24 protein-coding genes are annotated in these 15,458 nt (G+C 62.5%); 12 read left to right on the top strand and 12 right to left on the bottom strand.

All coding sequences use genetic code 11. The annotated features are described in order from the left end of the window. Nucleotides 1–4 precede the first annotated feature (4 nt). The 4 genes from SB771_RS26405 to SB771_RS26420 form a co-directional block, all read right to left on the bottom strand. Complete coding sequence (locus SB771_RS26405; protein WP_175662130.1) at nucleotides 5–448, bottom strand: hypothetical protein; 444 nt, start codon at nucleotides 446–448, stop codon at nucleotides 5–7. Between the two features lie 41 nt (nucleotides 449–489). Beyond that, complete coding sequence (locus tag SB771_RS26410; RefSeq protein ID WP_126224658.1) at nucleotides 490–945, bottom strand: carboxymuconolactone decarboxylase family protein; 456 nt, start codon at nucleotides 943–945, stop codon at nucleotides 490–492. Between the two features lie 25 nt (nucleotides 946–970). Beyond that, nucleotides 971–1,387, bottom strand: coding sequence for a cupin domain-containing protein (locus tag SB771_RS26415; protein ID WP_175662129.1), 417 nt, complete (start codon nucleotides 1,385–1,387; stop codon nucleotides 971–973). 119 nt (nucleotides 1,388–1,506) lie between these two features. After that, entirely contained in the window at nucleotides 1,507–2,919 is a 1,413-nt protein-coding gene (locus SB771_RS26420) for a PLP-dependent aminotransferase family protein (RefSeq protein WP_175662151.1), read from the bottom strand. Between the two features lie 147 nt (nucleotides 2,920–3,066). Here SB771_RS26420 and SB771_RS26425 point away from each other — a divergent pair, with 147 nt between their 5' ends. The 4 genes from SB771_RS26425 (at nucleotide 3,067) to SB771_RS26440 (ending at nucleotide 5,559) form a co-directional block, all read left to right on the top strand. Next, on the top strand, nucleotides 3,067–3,723 hold the full coding sequence (locus tag SB771_RS26425) for an HD domain-containing protein (RefSeq protein WP_175662128.1): 657 nt from the start codon (nucleotides 3,067–3,069) through the stop codon (nucleotides 3,721–3,723). Between the two features lie 313 nt (nucleotides 3,724–4,036). Continuing rightward, nucleotides 4,037–4,477, top strand: a complete 441-nt coding sequence (locus SB771_RS26430; RefSeq protein ID WP_006751146.1) for an Hsp20/alpha crystallin family protein — start codon at nucleotides 4,037–4,039, stop codon at nucleotides 4,475–4,477. A gap of 15 nt (nucleotides 4,478–4,492) precedes the next feature. Continuing rightward, entirely contained in the window at nucleotides 4,493–4,900 is a 408-nt protein-coding gene (locus tag SB771_RS26435) for an Hsp20/alpha crystallin family protein (protein WP_105831526.1), read from the top strand. Between the two features lie 95 nt (nucleotides 4,901–4,995). After that, nucleotides 4,996–5,559, top strand: a complete 564-nt coding sequence (locus SB771_RS26440) for an Hsp20/alpha crystallin family protein (RefSeq protein WP_175662150.1) — start codon at nucleotides 4,996–4,998, stop codon at nucleotides 5,557–5,559. A gap of 36 nt (nucleotides 5,560–5,595) precedes the next feature. On the opposite strand, the gene SB771_RS26445 is transcribed toward SB771_RS26440, so the two are convergent. Beyond that, on the bottom strand, nucleotides 5,596–5,850 hold the full coding sequence (locus SB771_RS26445; protein WP_175662149.1) for a hypothetical protein: 255 nt from the start codon (nucleotides 5,848–5,850) through the stop codon (nucleotides 5,596–5,598). A gap of 119 nt (nucleotides 5,851–5,969) precedes the next feature. Here SB771_RS26445 and SB771_RS26450 point away from each other — a divergent pair, with 119 nt between their 5' ends. Beyond that, entirely contained in the window at nucleotides 5,970–7,022 is a 1,053-nt protein-coding gene (locus tag SB771_RS26450) for an RNA-guided endonuclease InsQ/TnpB family protein (RefSeq protein WP_175662127.1), read from the top strand. Between the two features lie 123 nt (nucleotides 7,023–7,145). Here the strand turns inward: SB771_RS26450 and groL are convergent, their stop codons facing one another. The 3 genes from groL to SB771_RS26465 form a co-directional block, all read right to left on the bottom strand. Beyond that, complete coding sequence (gene groL, locus SB771_RS26455) at nucleotides 7,146–8,768, bottom strand: chaperonin GroEL (protein WP_175662126.1); 1,623 nt, start codon at nucleotides 8,766–8,768, stop codon at nucleotides 7,146–7,148. Between the two features lie 77 nt (nucleotides 8,769–8,845). Then, nucleotides 8,846–9,163 (bottom strand): co-chaperone GroES, encoded by a 318-nt coding sequence (gene groES / locus SB771_RS26460; protein WP_006759515.1) that lies wholly within the window; start codon nucleotides 9,161–9,163, stop codon nucleotides 8,846–8,848. Nucleotides 9,164–9,334: 171 nt separating this feature from the next. Next, nucleotides 9,335–9,973, bottom strand: coding sequence for a diguanylate cyclase (locus SB771_RS26465; protein ID WP_175705141.1), 639 nt, complete (start codon nucleotides 9,971–9,973; stop codon nucleotides 9,335–9,337). Nucleotides 9,974–10,171: 198 nt separating this feature from the next. On the opposite strand from SB771_RS26465, the gene SB771_RS26470 reads away from it, so the two are divergent. From SB771_RS26470 to SB771_RS26490, 5 genes are all read left to right on the top strand, one after another. Next, a complete protein-coding gene (locus SB771_RS26470) occupies nucleotides 10,172–10,360 on the top strand; it encodes a hypothetical protein (RefSeq protein WP_244096857.1) in 189 nt (62 codons plus the stop codon). A 237-nt stretch (nucleotides 10,361–10,597) separates the two neighbouring features. Next, nucleotides 10,598–10,834: a hypothetical protein gene (locus SB771_RS26475; RefSeq protein ID WP_175662125.1), complete on the top strand. Its 237-nt coding sequence runs from the start codon at nucleotides 10,598–10,600 to the stop codon at nucleotides 10,832–10,834. 145 nt (nucleotides 10,835–10,979) lie between these two features. Beyond that, on the top strand, nucleotides 10,980–11,222 hold the full coding sequence (locus SB771_RS26480) for a hypothetical protein (protein WP_175662124.1): 243 nt from the start codon (nucleotides 10,980–10,982) through the stop codon (nucleotides 11,220–11,222). A gap of 214 nt (nucleotides 11,223–11,436) precedes the next feature. Next, nucleotides 11,437–11,667: a hypothetical protein gene (locus tag SB771_RS26485; protein ID WP_175662123.1), complete on the top strand. Its 231-nt coding sequence runs from the start codon at nucleotides 11,437–11,439 to the stop codon at nucleotides 11,665–11,667. 197 nt (nucleotides 11,668–11,864) lie between these two features. Further along, on the top strand, nucleotides 11,865–12,080 hold the full coding sequence (locus tag SB771_RS26490) for a hypothetical protein (protein WP_105831556.1): 216 nt from the start codon (nucleotides 11,865–11,867) through the stop codon (nucleotides 12,078–12,080). A 49-nt stretch (nucleotides 12,081–12,129) separates the two neighbouring features. On the opposite strand, the gene SB771_RS26495 is transcribed toward SB771_RS26490, so the two are convergent. From SB771_RS26495 to SB771_RS26510, 4 genes are all read right to left on the bottom strand, one after another. Then, nucleotides 12,130–12,441: a hypothetical protein gene (locus SB771_RS26495; protein WP_175662122.1), complete on the bottom strand. Its 312-nt coding sequence runs from the start codon at nucleotides 12,439–12,441 to the stop codon at nucleotides 12,130–12,132. A gap of 69 nt (nucleotides 12,442–12,510) precedes the next feature. Continuing rightward, nucleotides 12,511–12,747, bottom strand: a complete 237-nt coding sequence (locus tag SB771_RS26500; RefSeq protein ID WP_011661270.1) for a hypothetical protein — start codon at nucleotides 12,745–12,747, stop codon at nucleotides 12,511–12,513. 560 nt (nucleotides 12,748–13,307) lie between these two features. Further along, nucleotides 13,308–13,622 carry a hypothetical protein gene (locus SB771_RS26505; protein WP_011661271.1) on the bottom strand — a complete coding sequence of 105 codons (315 nt, stop codon included), beginning with the start codon at nucleotides 13,620–13,622 and terminating at the stop codon, nucleotides 13,308–13,310. A 169-nt stretch (nucleotides 13,623–13,791) separates the two neighbouring features. Beyond that, the gene (locus tag SB771_RS26510) at nucleotides 13,792–14,157 is read right to left on the bottom strand and encodes a winged helix-turn-helix transcriptional regulator (protein ID WP_175662121.1); all 366 of its coding nucleotides are present in this window, start codon (nucleotides 14,155–14,157) and stop codon (nucleotides 13,792–13,794) included. 91 nt (nucleotides 14,158–14,248) lie between these two features. On the opposite strand from SB771_RS26510, the gene SB771_RS26515 reads away from it, so the two are divergent. Next, nucleotides 14,249–14,575, top strand: a complete 327-nt coding sequence (locus SB771_RS26515) for a nuclear transport factor 2 family protein (protein WP_175662120.1) — start codon at nucleotides 14,249–14,251, stop codon at nucleotides 14,573–14,575. After that, nucleotides 14,575–15,354, top strand: coding sequence for an SDR family oxidoreductase (locus SB771_RS26520; RefSeq protein ID WP_175662119.1), 780 nt, complete (start codon nucleotides 14,575–14,577; stop codon nucleotides 15,352–15,354). Before SB771_RS26515 ends, SB771_RS26520 begins: the two co-directional genes overlap by 1 nt. Nucleotides 15,355–15,458: the final 104 nt, after the last annotated feature.

Genomic DNA, 15,458 nt, shown 5'->3' on the forward strand with positions numbered 1-15,458 from the left:
GCCGTCAACGCTCCCCGATGGAAAATACCGGGCGACGTGCCGCGAGCGGACGATCTTTGCGGCCAGGGCGATGGGACACGGCGACGTATTTCCGGACGCCGAGTTGATCGTCGAGAATGGATGGGCCACCTTCACACGGAATGCCGCTGAAGTGTGGAATTGCAGTGCGCGCTATGCCGCTGCTCACTTCGACATTCAGTCCGCCTAGGAAGCGCCGCCAATGAGCGAGCTTGTTCAGATTGCGCCGGGTGTTGTGTTCTCGTCCGATGTGCTTGGCATCGCGTGGGCGCGCAAGTATCAGCCGGGCGGTGGGAATGCGGCGCGCAATGGAAACATGCAGTCCGCGGACCGCCCGGGCCCACCGGCACAGGAAAGCGAACACGACGCTCGCGCAACCGCGTCGGGCCAATTGTCGTTGTTGTAGAGAGGATTGCAGGATGACGGGCATCCTGCGACTATCGGCTGTCGGCCTTCACATTGCGGCCAACATTACTGCTCCAGCACGGCCTGCGGCGTATTGCGGAAGCTGATCGCCATACGGTTGTAGGTGTTCATCAGGCTGACTGCAATCGTGAGGTCGACGATCTCGCGTTCATCGAATACGGCGCGCGCCGCGTCGTAGGCGTCATCCGGTACACCGGTCGCCGCGACCAGCGTCACCGACTCGGCCCATGCCAGCGCGGCACGCTCGCGTTCGTCAAATAGATTGCCGGCCTCCCGCCACGCCTGCACCAGCGCCAGCTTTTCAACCTTCACGCCTTTCTTCAGCAGGTCGCGCGTGTGCATGTCGAGGCAGTACGCGCAGTTATTGATCTGCGACACGCGAAGGTAGACGAGGTCGACGAGAACCGGCGACAGCCCGCTCTGCATGACATAACCATACACGCCGCCCAGGGCCTTCACGCCCGCGGGCGCAATCTGGTTGTAATCGAGACGCTTGCTCATGACGTAACTCCTTGATGAAGGGGATTTACTTGACCGGGGTGGTCAGGACCGTGTCGTTGCTGTCCGCGACGAATACCGCGAGTAACCTGGCGGGCCGCGATTCGCTCGCATTGCGGCTCACGCGATGAACGGCGCCGGGCTCCTCGAAGAAGCTTTCTCCGGCGTGATAGACGCGCTTCGGGCCGTCGTTCACCTGAGACTCGATGTCGCCCGACACGACGTACGCATAGATGAAAGCCGAGCCCGCATGCCGGTGCGCCGGCGATGCGGCGCCGGGTGCGTAGTCGACGACGACGGCGGTCAGCGACTTCCCGGGAATGTTGGGAATCGCATGCTGGAAGTTCGGCGTGACGGTTTCACCGGCGCCGTGTGCCGCGGCCGGCACCGCGATGCACAAGGCGATGCTGGTGCAGGCGGCAACTGCAAAGGACTGAAGGTTCATGGTCGTCTGGCTCGTTGATGTTCGCCCATTGTGGTGTGGGACGCGGACACCCGAAAGCACCAGGAATGAACATTTTCGTTGTACCAAGACGCAATGGCGGCGCCGCGCTTGCCGGCCTGTCAGGGGCCCGCGCGAACGAGCTCCAGCAGGCGGGAACAGTCGGTGGCGAGCGTGCGTTCGGTCAGGTTCGTCACGCCGAGCAGCAGGCCCTGCTGCCGCGGCGTGCCCGTGTACCACGGCGAAAGCGGGACCGGGGCCAGCCCGAACGCGCGTGCCCGCAACGCGATATCGACATCCGACACCTCCGCGGGCAGCGTCGTCACCACCGCCATGCCGGCAGTGGCCCGGATCTGGATCGCGTTCGAGCCCAGTTCCTTCAGACAACTAAGCAGCGCCTCCCGATGCGATGCGTAGAGACGTTTCATACGACGTAAATGGCGAAGATAGTGCCCGCCATGCATGAACTCGGTGACGGCGTGCTGGATGCACGCCGCCGGCGCGGGCGCGAGGCACGCCGCGATATCGCCGAAGCGGCGCGTCATGTCCGGCGGCACCACGAGAAAGCCAAGACGCAGCGCCGGGCTGATCGTCTTGCTGAAACTGCCGACGTGCAGAACCCGTCCGTCCTGATCGATCGACGCAAGCGCGGGCGCTGCCCGGCCGCTCAGCTGCAGCTCGCTCAGGTAGTCGTCTTCGACGATCCACGCATCGTTTTCTTGGGCCCAGGCGAGCAGTGCAATCCGCCGAGGGAGCGACATCGTCATCCCGAGCGGCGCCTGCTGGCCGGGCGTGACCACGGCAAGCGCCGCTTCCTTCGCCTGCCGGATGCCTGCCTCCACATCGAGGCCGTCGGCGTCCACCGGCACGGCCGTCACGGTCATGCCTGCCAGCCCGAGCGCGGTGCGCGTGAGCGGAAAGCCGGGGTCTTCGATCCATGCTTGCCGGCCTTCGATTCCGAGCCCGCGAATCGCGAGGCTCAGTGCGCCTGAGAAACCGGCCGTGACGAAGACCTGCGACGGACTGCAGCGAAGACCGCGGGCGACACCCAGATAGGCGGCGATTTCCCGGCGCAAGTCCGGCTCGCCGCGCGGATCGGGGTAGCCGACCGGCGCCGCGGAGGCCCGGCGCGCCGCACGCGCCAGGATGCGCGACCACAGCTTGAACGGAAACGCGTCCTGTGACGGCACGCCCATTTGAAACGCGCGAGGCGCCGCGCCGAACGCGTCGAACAGATCCGGCAGGGGCGGCGCTTCCGGCGACCAGCCGGCCGCGATCGGCACGGCCGGACGCTCTGCGACCCGCGTGCCGGCCGCGCCGAGGCCGATCGCGAATTGCTCGTCGATCAGACGCTCGTAAGCGGCGCGTACGGTGCCCCGCGATACGCCGAGCTGGGCGGCCAGATCCGACCAGGAAGGCAGCCGCGCGCCCGAAGCAAGCTTGCCGGACTCGATCGCGTCGCGGATCGCGCTGTAGATCTGCGCGGACAGCGACGTGCGTCTGGAGTGATCCAGGCCAATGGAAAGCGTCGTCATGTGTCGATGGTGCATTCGAATGTGTCGATCTTGGGACTGTTGCATGCCCCGGGAGAAGCGTAGCTTTTCTCCGTGGCCGCAGCCAATCGGTCCCGGCCCGAATGCTACGCGATGGGGCAGGCGAGCCACACGAAATCGAGCGAACAGATGAAGGAAGATACCGTGCAGACGAATGAATCGATCAACGCCGTGATCCCGGACAGCCAGCTGGCCCGCGAGGTCACGCAACTCATTCGCGATACCGAGGGCGATTTGCTGTTCAACCACTCGACTCGCGTCTACCTGTGGGGTGCGCTGCTCGGCGCACGAAACAACATCGCGTTCGATCGCGAGTTGCTCTACGTTGCGGCCATGTTTCATGACATCGGGTTGACGTCGATCTATCACGAGAGCCAGCTTCGGTTCGAAGTGGACGCCGCCAATGCGGCGCGCGATTTCCTGCGAAGCCATCGCATCAGCGAGGCAGACATCGAGAGGGTGTGGACAGCGGTGGCGCTCCACACGACGCCCGGCATTCCGGAGCACATGCATGGAGAAATCGCGCTGGTACAAGCGGGCGCGGGGATGGACGTGGCAGGGCGCGGCTTCGAGCAGTTCACCGACGAACAACGCGCCGCGGTGGTCGACGCCTATCCGCGCGGCGCCGACTTTGCCAACAAGATGATCGATGCGTTCTACGACGGCATGAAGCATCGCCCGGGCACGACGTTCGGCACCTTCAACGATGACTTCCTCGCGCACAAGGATCCGGGATTCGTCCGCGTCGATCTGTGCAGTGTCATGTTGAATTCGAGCTGGGGCTGAGTTTTCTCCGCTTTGGGTACGGACTCATCGATGCGACCGAATGCCCGCTGAGATCTGGCACGGATAATGGTCGGAAGAAAGTATGTCGGGCCCGACGCGCATGGGCGCCGCAGCAAAAATCCGGATGCAAAAAACGGCCCACCATCCCCTTGAAATTTTCCGCAGAATACCTATCTTAAGTTTCGCTCAGGCAGACGCGCGGGCCGCTTCACTCCGCGCGCTGCGTGTTTCGATTTGTTTGCCAGCAAGGTGGCAGGCGAACTGGAGCGCGTAGGCCCGTTCGCCTCCATGCTGCATCGAGGAGGATGTGATCATGAGCGATCTCTACTTCGGAACCGACCTCTTCAGCGAGTTCGACCGCCTGCAGCAGCAGATGGCGCAACTCTTCGGCGGTTTCCCGTCCAGCATCCGCGCGAGCCGTTTCGGCACGTTCCCGCAGGTCAATATCGGCGCGACAGACGATTCGATCGAGATCGTCGCGTTCGCGCCCGGCGTCGAGGCCGGCGCGTTCGACGTGTCGATCGACAAGGGGCTCTTGACCATCAGCGGCGAGCGCAAATCGTCGCAGCCCGACACGGACAGCGAGCGGCGCACCTATGCGCAGGAGCGTTTTAGCGGGATGTTCCGGCGCGTCATCGAGCTGCCCGAAACCGCCGATCCCGACAAGGTTCAGGCGCGCTACGAAAACGGCTGTCTGTCGATCAGCATCGGCAAGCGCGAATCGTCCAAGCCGCGCGCCATCACCGTCCAGTAATACGAGGAGCCGATCATGAAAGACACTACCCAGCTGGCGGAACGGGATTCCTCTGCCGTTGCCCGTCGCGGAACCGAACAGCCGGTGCGCCGCATGACACTCGTGCCGGCCGTCGACGTCTACGAGGACAGCCAGGGCGTCACGCTATGGGCCGATTTGCCCGGCGTCACGAAGGACAAGCTCGACGTCAAGGTTCACGACAGCAGCCTGCTGATCGAGGCCGAGGCAATGGTGCCGACGCCGCAAAACCTGCGGGTGCAGCATGCCGAGATCCGTGAGCCGCATTTCGCTCGCACGTTCACGCTGTCGGCCGACTTCGATACGTCCAGGATCGAGGCGAGCCTCCAGGATGGCGTGCTGAAGCTGACGATCCCGCGCCGCGACGAAGCGCGTCCACGACGCATCGAAATCAAGACCAGCTGATGCGTCGGCTGCCGCGGTGCAGCACGGGGTGCCTCGCTCGGTACCCGCTGCGCTGCCCGCGGCTCAAACCAGTTGAAGCTGAATCGGAGCACGCCATGAACACCGATCCGAAAAAGTGGAATCCCTTCAAGTTTCTTCGCGGCGCTCCCCGCAAGTCCGATGCGGAAGGCCCGGAAAACGCGTCGGCCAGCGAGCAATGGCGCGCGTCGTGGCCCGACATTTCGCGCCTGTTCTCGCGCGAATCATGGGGTGCGATGGAGGACTTCTTTCATGACCCGTTTGCCGGCCGCGGCGCGCTCGAGCGCTGGTTTGGCGACTTCAGTTCATCGCGTTTCCAGCCGCGCATCGACGTCGTCGACGAAGGGCCGGTGCTGCGCGTGACCGCCGAACTGCCCGGCATGGAGCGCGACGATCTGAAGGTGAGCGTCGAGGAAGGGGCAATCGTGCTGCGCGGCGAGAAAAAGCAGGACGTGCACAGTGAGGAAAACGGCTGCTACCGGCTGGAGCGCGCGCATGGAAGCTTCACGCGCACGATCCCGATGCCGGAAAACGCCGACCCCGAGCACACGTTGGCAAAGTTCGACAACGGTGTCCTCACGTTGACCGTGCCGAAATCGGAACCGGCCAAGTTCGCGAGCCGCACGATCGATATCGGCTGATGTAACGCACCGCGCGTCGGAACCGACGCGCCCGGTTCACTCGTCCGCCATCAGATAACGAATCACGAGTGCCGGGTCGGCGATATCGAGAATCAGCCGGCGCAGGATGCGTCGACGCATGTGTTCCTCGTCGAGTATCCAGGGCGCCCCCTTCTCGCTGAGATAACGGGTGATCGCGTCCTGGTGATCGGCGTTGGCGGGCAAATCCAGACGGACCGCCAGCAGTCCAGCCACGACGTCGTCGATATCGACGTCCAGCGGTTTCGAATCGATGTTCAGCTTCAGTTTCATCAGAATTTGCTCCGAGAAACCCCGCCATTTCACCCAAGGGGACTTCCTTCGGGGCGGATGGCGGGAAGGAAAGGCGTGCTGTTGACAGGCAGCTTCTTCCACGGGTTAGGATCACCGGCATGATCCTTGTCTACCGCTACCGGGTGAAGTCGCTCAACGGACTGCTCAACAAGCAGAGCCGTGCGGTGAACTACGTCTGGAACTTCTGCAATGACACGCAGAAGCATGCGCTCAAGTGGAGCAAGAAGTGGCCGACGGGATTCGATCTGAACGTGCTGACGACGGGGAGCAGCAAGGCGCTCGGCATCCACTCCGGCACGATCAACGCAACATGCGAGCAATACGCGAAGTCGCGCAGTCAGCACCGTCGGCCCTACCTGCGCTATCGCGGCAAGAAATCGCTCGGTTGGGTGCCATTGAAGGGCCGTGACCTGAAGCGCGAGGGTGACGCGTTCCGCTTTGCCGGCAACACGTTTCGCGTGTTCAACAGCCGGGCGCTTCCCGAAGGCAAGATCAAGGATGGGACCAACTTTGCGCAGGATGCACGCGGCAACTGGTTTCTCAACATCGTGATCGAGATGCCCGATGTGCAGGCCCGCCCGATCCGTTCCGGTGTTGGCATCGATCTCGGCCTGAAAGACTTCGCCACACTTTCGACCGGCGAGAAGCTGCCCAATGACCGATTCGGCCGACGCGCGGCGGAGAAACTGGCGAAAGCGCAACGGGCGCGAAAGCACAAGCGGCATATCGCGAAGCTGCACGCCAAGGTGGCGAATGCCCGTGCCGATTTCCAGCATAAGCTCGCGCTCGATCTGGTGCGGCGTTTCGATTACCTCGCGGTCGGCAACGTGTCGGCCGCGAAGCTCGCCAGAACCAGGATGGCGAAAAGCGTCTACGACGCGTCCTGGTCGTCCTTCCGAAACAAGCTCCGCTACAAAGCGATCGCGCACGGAGCCACGTTCGAGGAAGTCGACGAAAGCGGTTCTACCCAGTCCTGTTCGGCGTGCGGATCGAAAGACAGCACGACGCGGCCGAAAGGTATCGCGGGACTGCGAATAAGAGAGTGGGCCTGCAGTGGCTGTGGTGTCGTGCATGATCGTGATATCAACGCTGCGCTGAACATTCTCCGATGCGGACGTGCATCGCCAGGTGTGGGAATCCTCCGCCTTTAGGCGGGTGAGGACGTCAAGGCCGCTTCCACCACAAAAAGCGGCGCCGCATGACGGGAACGACTTGCGGCGCCGAACGCGTTGCGCCGGCCGCGACTGTTAGCCGGCGCGTGCAAGACCCGCAGGTCAGTACTCGAGCTCCGGCGCGGGTGCCTGCGCAGGCTTTTCGTCCTTCGGCGCATCGGCAACCGTTGCATCCGTCGTCAGAATCAGCCCGGCAATCGATGCGGCGTGCTGCAGTGCCGTACGCGTGACCTTGGTCGGATCGACGACGCCGGCCTCGACCAGATCGCCATACTCGCCGGTGGCCGCGTTGTAGCCGAAGTTGCCCTTGCCTTCGAGCACCTTCGCGATGACGACGGAAGGCTCGTCCCCGGCATTCGACGCGATCACGCGCAGCGGTGCCTCGAGCGCGCGCAGCACGATCTGGATACCGGCGTCCTGATCGCTGTTCGCGCCTTTCAGGCTCGTCGCCGTCGAACGCGCGCGCAGGAGCGCCACGCCACCGCCCGGCACGATGCCTTCCTCGACCGCCGCGCGCGTGGCGTGCAGCGCATCGTCGACGCGGTCCTTTTTCTCCTTCATCTCGACTTCGGTGGCAGCACCCACCTTGATGACGGCCACACCGCCGGCGAGCTTCGCCACGCGTTCCTGCAGCTTCTCGCGATCGTAGTCGCTCGTGGTTTCGTCGATCTGCGTACGGATCGACTTCACGCGCGCCTCGATGCGCTCCTGATCGCCCGCGCCGTCGATGATGATCGTGTCTTCCTTGCGGACCTCGACACGTTTCGCACTGCCGAGATCTTCGAGCGACGCCTTCTGCAGTTGCTTGCCGGTTTCTTCCGAGATGACGGTCGCGCCGGTGAGGATCGCGATGTCCTCCAGCATGGCCTTGCGCCGGTCGCCGAAACCGGGCGCCTTGACGGCCGCGACCTTCAGGATGCCCCGCATCGCGTTGACCACGAGCGTGGCCAGCGCTTCGCCGTCGATGTCTTCCGCGACGATCAGCAGTGGCTTGCCTGCCTTCGAGGTCGCCTCGAGAACCGGCAGCAGATCCCGGATGTTCGAAATCTTTTTGTCGTGCAACAGGATCAGCGCGTCGTCCAGATACGCGGCCTGCTTCTCCGGATCGTTGATGAAGTAGGGGCTGACGTAGCCGCGGTCGAACTGCATCCCTTCGACCACATCCAGCTCGTTCTCGAGCGACTTGCCGTCCTCGACCGTGATGACGCCTTCCTTGCCGACCTTCTCCATCGCGTCGGCGATGATCTTGCCGATCGCCTCGTCGGCGTTCGCCGAGATCGAACCCACCTGCGCGATCTCGCGGTTCGTGGAAATCGGCTTCGACAGTTTGCGCAGCTCGTCGAGCACGGCTGCCACGGCCTTGTCGATGCCGCGCTTGAGGTCCATCGGATTCATGCCGGCGGCCACGTGCTTCATGCCTTCCTGCACGATCGCCTGCGCGAGCACGGTGGCCGTGGTCGTGCCGTCGCCGGCCACATCGGCCGTCTTCGATGCGACCTGCTTGACGATCTGCGCGCCCATGTTTTCGAAGCGGTCCTTCAGCTCGATTTCCTTCGCGACCGACACGCCATCCTTCGTGATGGTGGGCGCGCCGAAGCTGCGCTCGATCACCACGTTGCGGCCTTTCGGCCCGAGCGTCACCTTCACCGCATCGGCGAGCACGTTCACGCCCTTGACGATGCGGGCGCGGGCGCTGTCATGGAATTTGACGTCTTTTGCACTCATGTTGTTGCTCCGGATAGTAGTCGTTGACTCAACGCGGCGCGAACCACCCGTCGGGTGTTCGCGACCGGCTCAGGATGTCAGGCGGCCTTGCGGGACGCGCCGGTATCGGACTCGAGGACACCCATCACGTCTTCCTCACGCATGACGAGGAGTTCGTCGCCATCGACCTTGACGGTCTGGCCTGCGTATTTGCCGAAGAGAACCTGGTCACCGACTTTCACCTGGAGCGCGCGCAGCGTTCCATCCTGCAGCAGCCGGCCGCTGCCGACCGCGACGACTTCACCCTGCTCGGGCTTTTCCGCGGCCGAGTCGGGGATCACGATGCCCGAGGCCGTCGTCCGCTGCGTCTCGATTCGCTTGACGATAACCCGGTCGTAGAGGGGACGAATCTGCATTCTCATCTCCTGAGCGATTGAAGGTTCACGAAAAAGGAATCCGGTTGCCGGGCGTCCTCACACGTAAGAGTCGCCGCCGGGCAGCCGCACCACTGTCTGGCGGAATGCGAAATAGAGGCGCCCATCGCGCCCTTCAAGAGGCGTCAAAACGCCTCTTTGTAACAAATTGTTTCAGCGCGGCAGCAGTATGCGACGGACCGTACCGAGGCGGTAAACCGTGCGGCCGCGTCCATTCGCGCGACGCGGCACAGGCGGCACAGGACAGGGCGGCTCGCGTCCGCCATCGGCGTCGAGCGTGTCGTCCGGCTCGTCGAGCGTGCGCCACACACCGCCCTTGACGGGCCGGAACAGCCAACGCACGTAGCCTCGGCGCGCGGCAAGTTGCATCAGCTCGTCGCGATCGGTTTCGTCAACGAGAAGCTGCGAGGGGGCGGCCGCGTTCTCGCCATAGTCGCCGAACGCCTGACGGCACGCGAGCGCCTCGGCAGCGCTGGCGCCGATCACGTTGCAGCCGCGCCGCTCGACGCGCTCGACATCCCATGCGCCGGATTGCCACGCGGCATCGAGCAGCATGGCATCGACGGTCTCGAGGCTGTGCCAAGGTGTATCGATCTGGAAAGCCGAGCCCGGAACCGGCCGTGGCGGAATCTCGATGCCGGGCAGCACGAGCGGTGTCGCGCGCCGGAATCCATGCCAGTGGAGTATCGCGAAGAGCGGGGTATTGACCTGTGCGGCCGCCGTGACCGTGACGGCAAAGAGCGGCATGCGCACGCTGTCCATCTGTTCCCGAAGCATATCGAAAAGGACCATGAAGCCTCCCGGATGACATGTTGCAGGGCCCCTTGAAATTTCCGTTGCTTGCGCTATTTTATGCATCGCTCAGGCAGTCGCGATAAGCGCTGCGTGTTTCGATTTGTTTGTCGGCGGAGCTTTTCCACGGACGGGCGAACTGGAGCGCGTGGTCCGGTTCGTTCCTCGTGAGAGGCCTCCGGTTTCAAGGAGCCAGTCATGAGCGATCTTTTCTTCAGCACAAATCTGCTGGGCGAATTCGACCGCCTGCACCGGCAGATGGCCAGCGTCCTGGCTGGCTTTCCCGCGCGCCTGCGCGCGATGCGCTACGAACTCTTTTCTCCACATCGGCCGCACCGACGACAGCGTCGAGATCACCGCGATCGCTGGCGGCGCTCGACCGTGTAGCGACCGATGGATCGCTTGAGCAGGGGACGCTGACGATCAGCGACGTGTGCAAGCCGCCAACGTGCGTGACACGCACCATCGGCGCCGGCTGTCTCGACGACACCGGCTCGCCGGCGCGCTTCGTCGCGCGAGTGCGCGACGGCGCATGGCGGCGGCGCCGTTCCATACGGCCTGCACGACGCGTCGCTTTTCTGCACCGTGCCCCTGCATTGGGACGATGTCTTATGGGAGACCAAAATGCTCAGCCCGCACGAATTTGCGACCTTGATGCTGGTTCGCCAGGCGCCGGACCAGATCGATATGAATCGCGCCGAGCTCGACGCACTGTTGGAGCGCCAATTGGTCATGCTCGAACATTGCGCCGCAGGCGCACGCCGCGCCTACCTGACCGAGAAGGGCAAAACGTTCCTCGATGCGCTGCACCCGAGCGACACACCACGCCGCAGCCGGCAGAGTGCTGACAACGGCGGATGATGAAGCAGGGAGGCGGCTACTGGACGCGCTGAGTGATGGACTGCGCGATCTCAACGACAAGGTTTTCATCGTGCGTCGGGCTTGCGGCAGCGACAGCCGACATCGTGTCGCCCGCGCCCCGGCGATGCACTGCAGGAGGTGTCGTATGCAAACGGACAACGTCATCGAGTATCACGGCTGCGAGGTCCGGCCGGTGGTAACCGCCACCGGCGGTGGCCGCTACGCGGCATCGGCCATCGTCACCGACCGTGTCGGCGAAACACGCACGCTCGGCGTCGATGGGGACTTCGCCGATGCGCAGGCGGCGCGCAATGAAGCACTGGAACTCGCCGTCGCATGGATCCAGCAGCGCTCGGTCGTGTCGGAGCGGTATGTCCGGCGGACCTAGCGTGCCGGTTGGAAACGGGGCTCGTGAGACGTTCCATGCATGAACGTCCGAACGAACCACGATATCGAGCCGATGCAGTCGTGCATATAAGCCGAATGTGCTCACAGGGTACGAATCGCCGATGAAACGACCGGAAAGGAGGGGTTTATAGGCGAATACGACTGGATGTTGACGAGCATACTTGAGATCCCAATGACTCGAACCGGGCTCGTCCATGGTGACCCTGAATATGCAAGCGATTGCGTGCGGCAAGACGATTCACGTTGTGCTGATGGCTGATGCCGGGAGTGCCAACGTTTTCGTGATGGACAACGAGAACGGCTCCCGTCAATCGCAGAGCATGAAGGTTCGCCAATACCTCGACGCAGGGATGACCGACGCGAGTGTTGCCCGCCATGTGATCAGTGTTGTCGTGGCCGCGATCGAACGTCGTGGTCACCGATAGGCGCACTGAACTTCTGCTTGCTCGTCGAGGTTGATTAACCGGTACGAGGCTCGCGTTCGCGGTGAATACACATGACGGTTGGCCACGTGCTCCCCGTTCATGCCGCGATACGGTTGAATGCTCAAGGTCCGACGCGCGTTCCTGCGCGGCTTCTGCCGCAGCACGGCTCGCGGAAACCGGCCACGGAGGGGTGGCAAATGCTCATCAATTCGACGCGGTTCCGAATCGATCCGACGCCGCGCAGGGCTGACGGAGAATTCATCGCGCACGTGAGGATCATCACGATTCTGGAGGACGGCGACGAGAGAGAAGTGCACGTCAGCGGCGACCTGGCCGGCTTCGATGTGCGTGACGATGCAGTTGCGTATGCAACGAAGTGGGCGGAGGAATGGCTGGCCGCTCAATTTGGCTGAACTCGAGGAACGGTAACGCCGCTGCTTCGGCCATCGCGGCGCGCTACATTCACGGCCGCTTCATCTCCTCGCTTTCCATCACTGCCTGTCGCGCTTCGCTTGCGGAAACGGATTCCATCGCTTCGTCGACCGACGCCAATGCATACTCGCAGGCCAATTTCGTTTCTTCGATATCCGCCTCGGGCTCTTCGTCGTCGTTCGGAGGCGGATCGAGCATGTCCCGAAGCATCGTCGCCAACTCCGGCGTGTCCCACGGTTCGCCTTTTTGACTTTTCCGCTTGATGTAGTGGTGAATTTCCGCGTCTTGTTCGACTGTGAGCGGCAGGTGCCGAAACGTGATGTTCGGGTTGGCGTCAATCATGATGTTGCTCCCGGGTCATACGGAGTGGATGCCGCGACTGTCGAGTTCCCGCACGCGCTCGGCAAACGCTTATTTGCGGAAGCTCGCATCCTGGATTCGCTGGAGGCGAGCAAAAAGCTCATCCATCTGGAGTTCGAGCACCTTGTTGCGCTCGAATCGCAAGCGGAGCTTGTTGAGCTTGACTCGCCAGTACGCGGGATCATTGACGGACGATCGGTTGACGAACGCATGTTGCGTCTTTTCAAGTAATCCGATCGATCGCCTGATATTCGCCAGCTCGTGCTCCACATCGCAGTACCAGCTCATGATTGCCACCTTCCTTTTTGGATTTGAAATTTTTGTTCGCTGAGCGGCGAAAACTCGTCACGAACGGGTGGCGCTCGTGGCGACGAACCGTGAGGATGAGCCCGTTCTTTCCGGATCGCCGACGCATGGCGGGGTGACGCGAAAGGGGCAACGACACGTGCGAGAGAGGGGCGGGGGCGGGGTGAGCAGTCAAGCCGCTTACGTGCACTCGGGCAAATTCATCATACGCGCATCCAACCTCGCGTGCGGGGCATATTTTTGCTGCGGTGAAGCGGCGTTCGGCGGGAAATTGGGCTCGACGGGTATCGAGACGAGGCGTAACGTGTTTGAGTGGAATCGGAGTGCGTGACGGTCGGATGGTTCGTGTCGATCATTGCGATCGTGGTGGCCAACTTCGCGACGGTGCGCGCGGCTGGTGCGCTGTGATTGCGATCCGGGGCCGGCGCGATATCGGCATCCGGAAGGCGCTGCGTTCAATGCTTGAGCGACGCACAAGCTCGAATTCGAAGTGCTGCACGAATGAGCACAACGCTCCCGTCGGCTTCCGTTCAGACCGCCTTTTACGCGTCTTTCAGCCAGGGCATTTCCACGGGTGACACGACCAGTTGCCGGAATTCGCGTTTCAGATCGAAGATGAACCCGACCAGGATCATGGAGTCGGCGTAAGGAATCGGAAAGACATGCGGATTTTCCGGAGTACGCAGCGGGCGCTCGGGTGTGTCCGCTGTCGCCGCGGCGTTCTCGCGAACGCTTTCCAGTTCGTCGGCCATGGCCGGGCCACTGACTTTCAGCACACGGCTACGCAGGTCGCTAAAGGGCTCGATGCGCGCGGCGTCTTCGTGGTATTCGGGCACTTCGTAAATGAACCAGGACATTGTCGTCTCCCATGAGAAGGGGCGCTATTCTAACGCTGCGCGAAGATCCACCGAAAATCGACCGCGTTGAGCGATGGCCGCGGTCGCTGTGAGTCAGTCTACCAGCGGCGATTTCTGACGACGCGGGGCCGCCTCCGCCGCGGAAGCGTTCTGTCGGCTAACCCAATCATCAGTCGTCAGTGTTGTCGTCCGGAACGGGCGTCACAACCATGGCTTCGCGTTTTTCCGCCCATTTCAGCATCGCGTCCAAAGCAGGACACAAAGCCTGCCCCCAATCCGTTAGACGGTACTCGACTTTCGGCGGCACTTGCGGATACAGCTTTCGCGACACGATTCCATCGGATTCCAGTTGCCGAAGTTGTTGGGCCAGCATCTTCTGGGAAATCCCGGGGATCAACTTCTCGAGATCCGAATAGCGTTGTACTTTTCCATCGAACAAATGGAAAAGGATGATCAGTTTCCATCGACCTTCCAGCAGTCGAAGAACTTCCTCTACTCCCAGTGCGGCGGTCGCGGGCGTGTATATCTTTCCCATAGCGCAGTAACTTACTTTCCGGTGCGTTCTTGTTGAATAGATAGTCTATGGCGAAAATACCAGTACAGCCAACTATAGCGAGAACGCAACCATGTCCCTTTCACTACCCGATCCAGTCTCTGCCTACTTCAAGATCACCAATGGCGAGGACATCGCGCACATCGTGCGTGTCTTCTCGCAGGATGCGTTCGTCGTTGACGAAGGCCGGACGCACCGAGGCCATGGTGCCATCGAGTCGTGGCGACGGGAGGCGCGGAAGAAATACGAGTACACCGCGGAGCCAGTCAGCGCTTCCCAGGAAGGCGGTCGGCTGACGGTCGCGGTCAATGTTGTCGGCAACTTCCCGGGTAGTCCTGTCCAGCTCGATCATGTGTTCAGCCTGGAAGGCGACAAGATCAAGGCGTTGGAGATCGGTTGATGGCCATGAACCTGGAATTGCAAGGCAAGCGCGTGTTGGTGACGGCAGGCACCAAGGGGATCGGAAAGGCCGTCGTCAGCCTGTTCCACGAACTCGGCGCAAAAGTACTCACCACGGCCAGAGGACAGCCGACCGATACGTTGGCTGACGTCTTCGTCGCAGCAGACTTGACGACAGTCGACGGCTGCGATGCGGTGGCAAGGGCCGTCACGGACCACTTTGGAGGCGTGGACATCATCGTCCACGTCGCGGGTGGTTCGATGGCACCTGGTGGAGGGTTCGCCGCATTGGGTGAAGACGAGTGGGGGCAAGAATTGAACCTCAATCTGCTTCCTGCCGTCCGGCTGGATCGTGCATTGTTGCCCGGCATGTTGGCACAGGGTGCCGGCGTCGTCATTCACGTCACCTCGATCCAACGCGAACTTCCGTTGCCGGAATCGACCACCGCCTATGCGGCGGCAAAGGCCGCGCTCTCGACATACAGCAAGAGCCTGTCGAAAGAGGTTTCACCGAAGGGCATTCGTGTCGTTCGGGTGGCGCCCGGGTGGGTTCAAACAGAGGCATCCGTGGCGCTGGCCGAGCGGCTTGCCTTGCAGGCGGGCACGGACTACGAGGGCGGGAAAAAGATCATCATGAATTCGCTGGGCGGTATTCCGCTAGGGCGGCCGTCGCAACCCATCGAGGTGGCGAACCTCATTGCCTTCCTGGCTTCTCCGCGCGCAGCCACGATCACCGGAACGGAGTATGTGATTGATGGGGGCACGATTCCTACTGCATAGGCATTCGGAAATATGAAGCGGCAAGGTGGAATCGCGTCGCGCGGCGTCTTGCGCGCTTGCCGCAGCGCAAACGGGCGCGCCGACGGAAGGTGTGCCGCCTGCCC

The organism is Burkholderia sp. SIMBA_051 (assembly GCF_046534915.1).
Classification (GTDB): Bacteria; Pseudomonadota; Gammaproteobacteria; order Burkholderiales; family Burkholderiaceae; genus Burkholderia; species Burkholderia ambifaria.

Coding starts and splice junctions, on each gene's coding strand:
- SB771_RS26405 (WP_175662130.1), bottom strand. CDS start 448: ATGCCCGTCATCCTGCAATCCTCTCTACAACAACGACAATTGGCCCGA.
- SB771_RS26410 (WP_126224658.1), bottom strand. CDS start 945: ATGAGCAAGCGTCTCGATTACAACCAGATTGCGCCCGCGGGCGTGAAG.
- SB771_RS26415 (WP_175662129.1), bottom strand. CDS start 1,387: ATGAACCTTCAGTCCTTTGCAGTTGCCGCCTGCACCAGCATCGCCTTG.
- SB771_RS26420 (WP_175662151.1), bottom strand. CDS start 2,919: ATGACGACGCTTTCCATTGGCCTGGATCACTCCAGACGCACGTCGCTG.
- SB771_RS26425 (WP_175662128.1), top strand. CDS start 3,067: ATGAAGGAAGATACCGTGCAGACGAATGAATCGATCAACGCCGTGATC.
- SB771_RS26430 (WP_006751146.1), top strand. CDS start 4,037: ATGAGCGATCTCTACTTCGGAACCGACCTCTTCAGCGAGTTCGACCGC.
- SB771_RS26435 (WP_105831526.1), top strand. CDS start 4,493: ATGAAAGACACTACCCAGCTGGCGGAACGGGATTCCTCTGCCGTTGCC.
- SB771_RS26440 (WP_175662150.1), top strand. CDS start 4,996: ATGAACACCGATCCGAAAAAGTGGAATCCCTTCAAGTTTCTTCGCGGC.
- SB771_RS26445 (WP_175662149.1), bottom strand. CDS start 5,850: ATGAAACTGAAGCTGAACATCGATTCGAAACCGCTGGACGTCGATATC.
- SB771_RS26450 (WP_175662127.1), top strand. CDS start 5,970: ATGATCCTTGTCTACCGCTACCGGGTGAAGTCGCTCAACGGACTGCTC.
- groL (WP_175662126.1), bottom strand. CDS start 8,768: ATGAGTGCAAAAGACGTCAAATTCCATGACAGCGCCCGCGCCCGCATC.
- groES (WP_006759515.1), bottom strand. CDS start 9,163: ATGCAGATTCGTCCCCTCTACGACCGGGTTATCGTCAAGCGAATCGAG.
- SB771_RS26465 (WP_175705141.1), bottom strand. CDS start 9,973: ATGGTCCTTTTCGATATGCTTCGGGAACAGATGGACAGCGTGCGCATG.
- SB771_RS26470 (WP_244096857.1), top strand. CDS start 10,172: ATGAGCGATCTTTTCTTCAGCACAAATCTGCTGGGCGAATTCGACCGC.
- SB771_RS26475 (WP_175662125.1), top strand. CDS start 10,598: ATGCTCAGCCCGCACGAATTTGCGACCTTGATGCTGGTTCGCCAGGCG.
- SB771_RS26480 (WP_175662124.1), top strand. CDS start 10,980: ATGCAAACGGACAACGTCATCGAGTATCACGGCTGCGAGGTCCGGCCG.
- SB771_RS26485 (WP_175662123.1), top strand. CDS start 11,437: ATGGTGACCCTGAATATGCAAGCGATTGCGTGCGGCAAGACGATTCAC.
- SB771_RS26490 (WP_105831556.1), top strand. CDS start 11,865: ATGCTCATCAATTCGACGCGGTTCCGAATCGATCCGACGCCGCGCAGG.
- SB771_RS26495 (WP_175662122.1), bottom strand. CDS start 12,441: ATGATTGACGCCAACCCGAACATCACGTTTCGGCACCTGCCGCTCACA.
- SB771_RS26500 (WP_011661270.1), bottom strand. CDS start 12,747: ATGAGCTGGTACTGCGATGTGGAGCACGAGCTGGCGAATATCAGGCGA.
- SB771_RS26505 (WP_011661271.1), bottom strand. CDS start 13,622: ATGTCCTGGTTCATTTACGAAGTGCCCGAATACCACGAAGACGCCGCG.
- SB771_RS26510 (WP_175662121.1), bottom strand. CDS start 14,157: ATGGGAAAGATATACACGCCCGCGACCGCCGCACTGGGAGTAGAGGAA.
- SB771_RS26515 (WP_175662120.1), top strand. CDS start 14,249: ATGTCCCTTTCACTACCCGATCCAGTCTCTGCCTACTTCAAGATCACC.
- SB771_RS26520 (WP_175662119.1), top strand. CDS start 14,575: ATGGCCATGAACCTGGAATTGCAAGGCAAGCGCGTGTTGGTGACGGCA.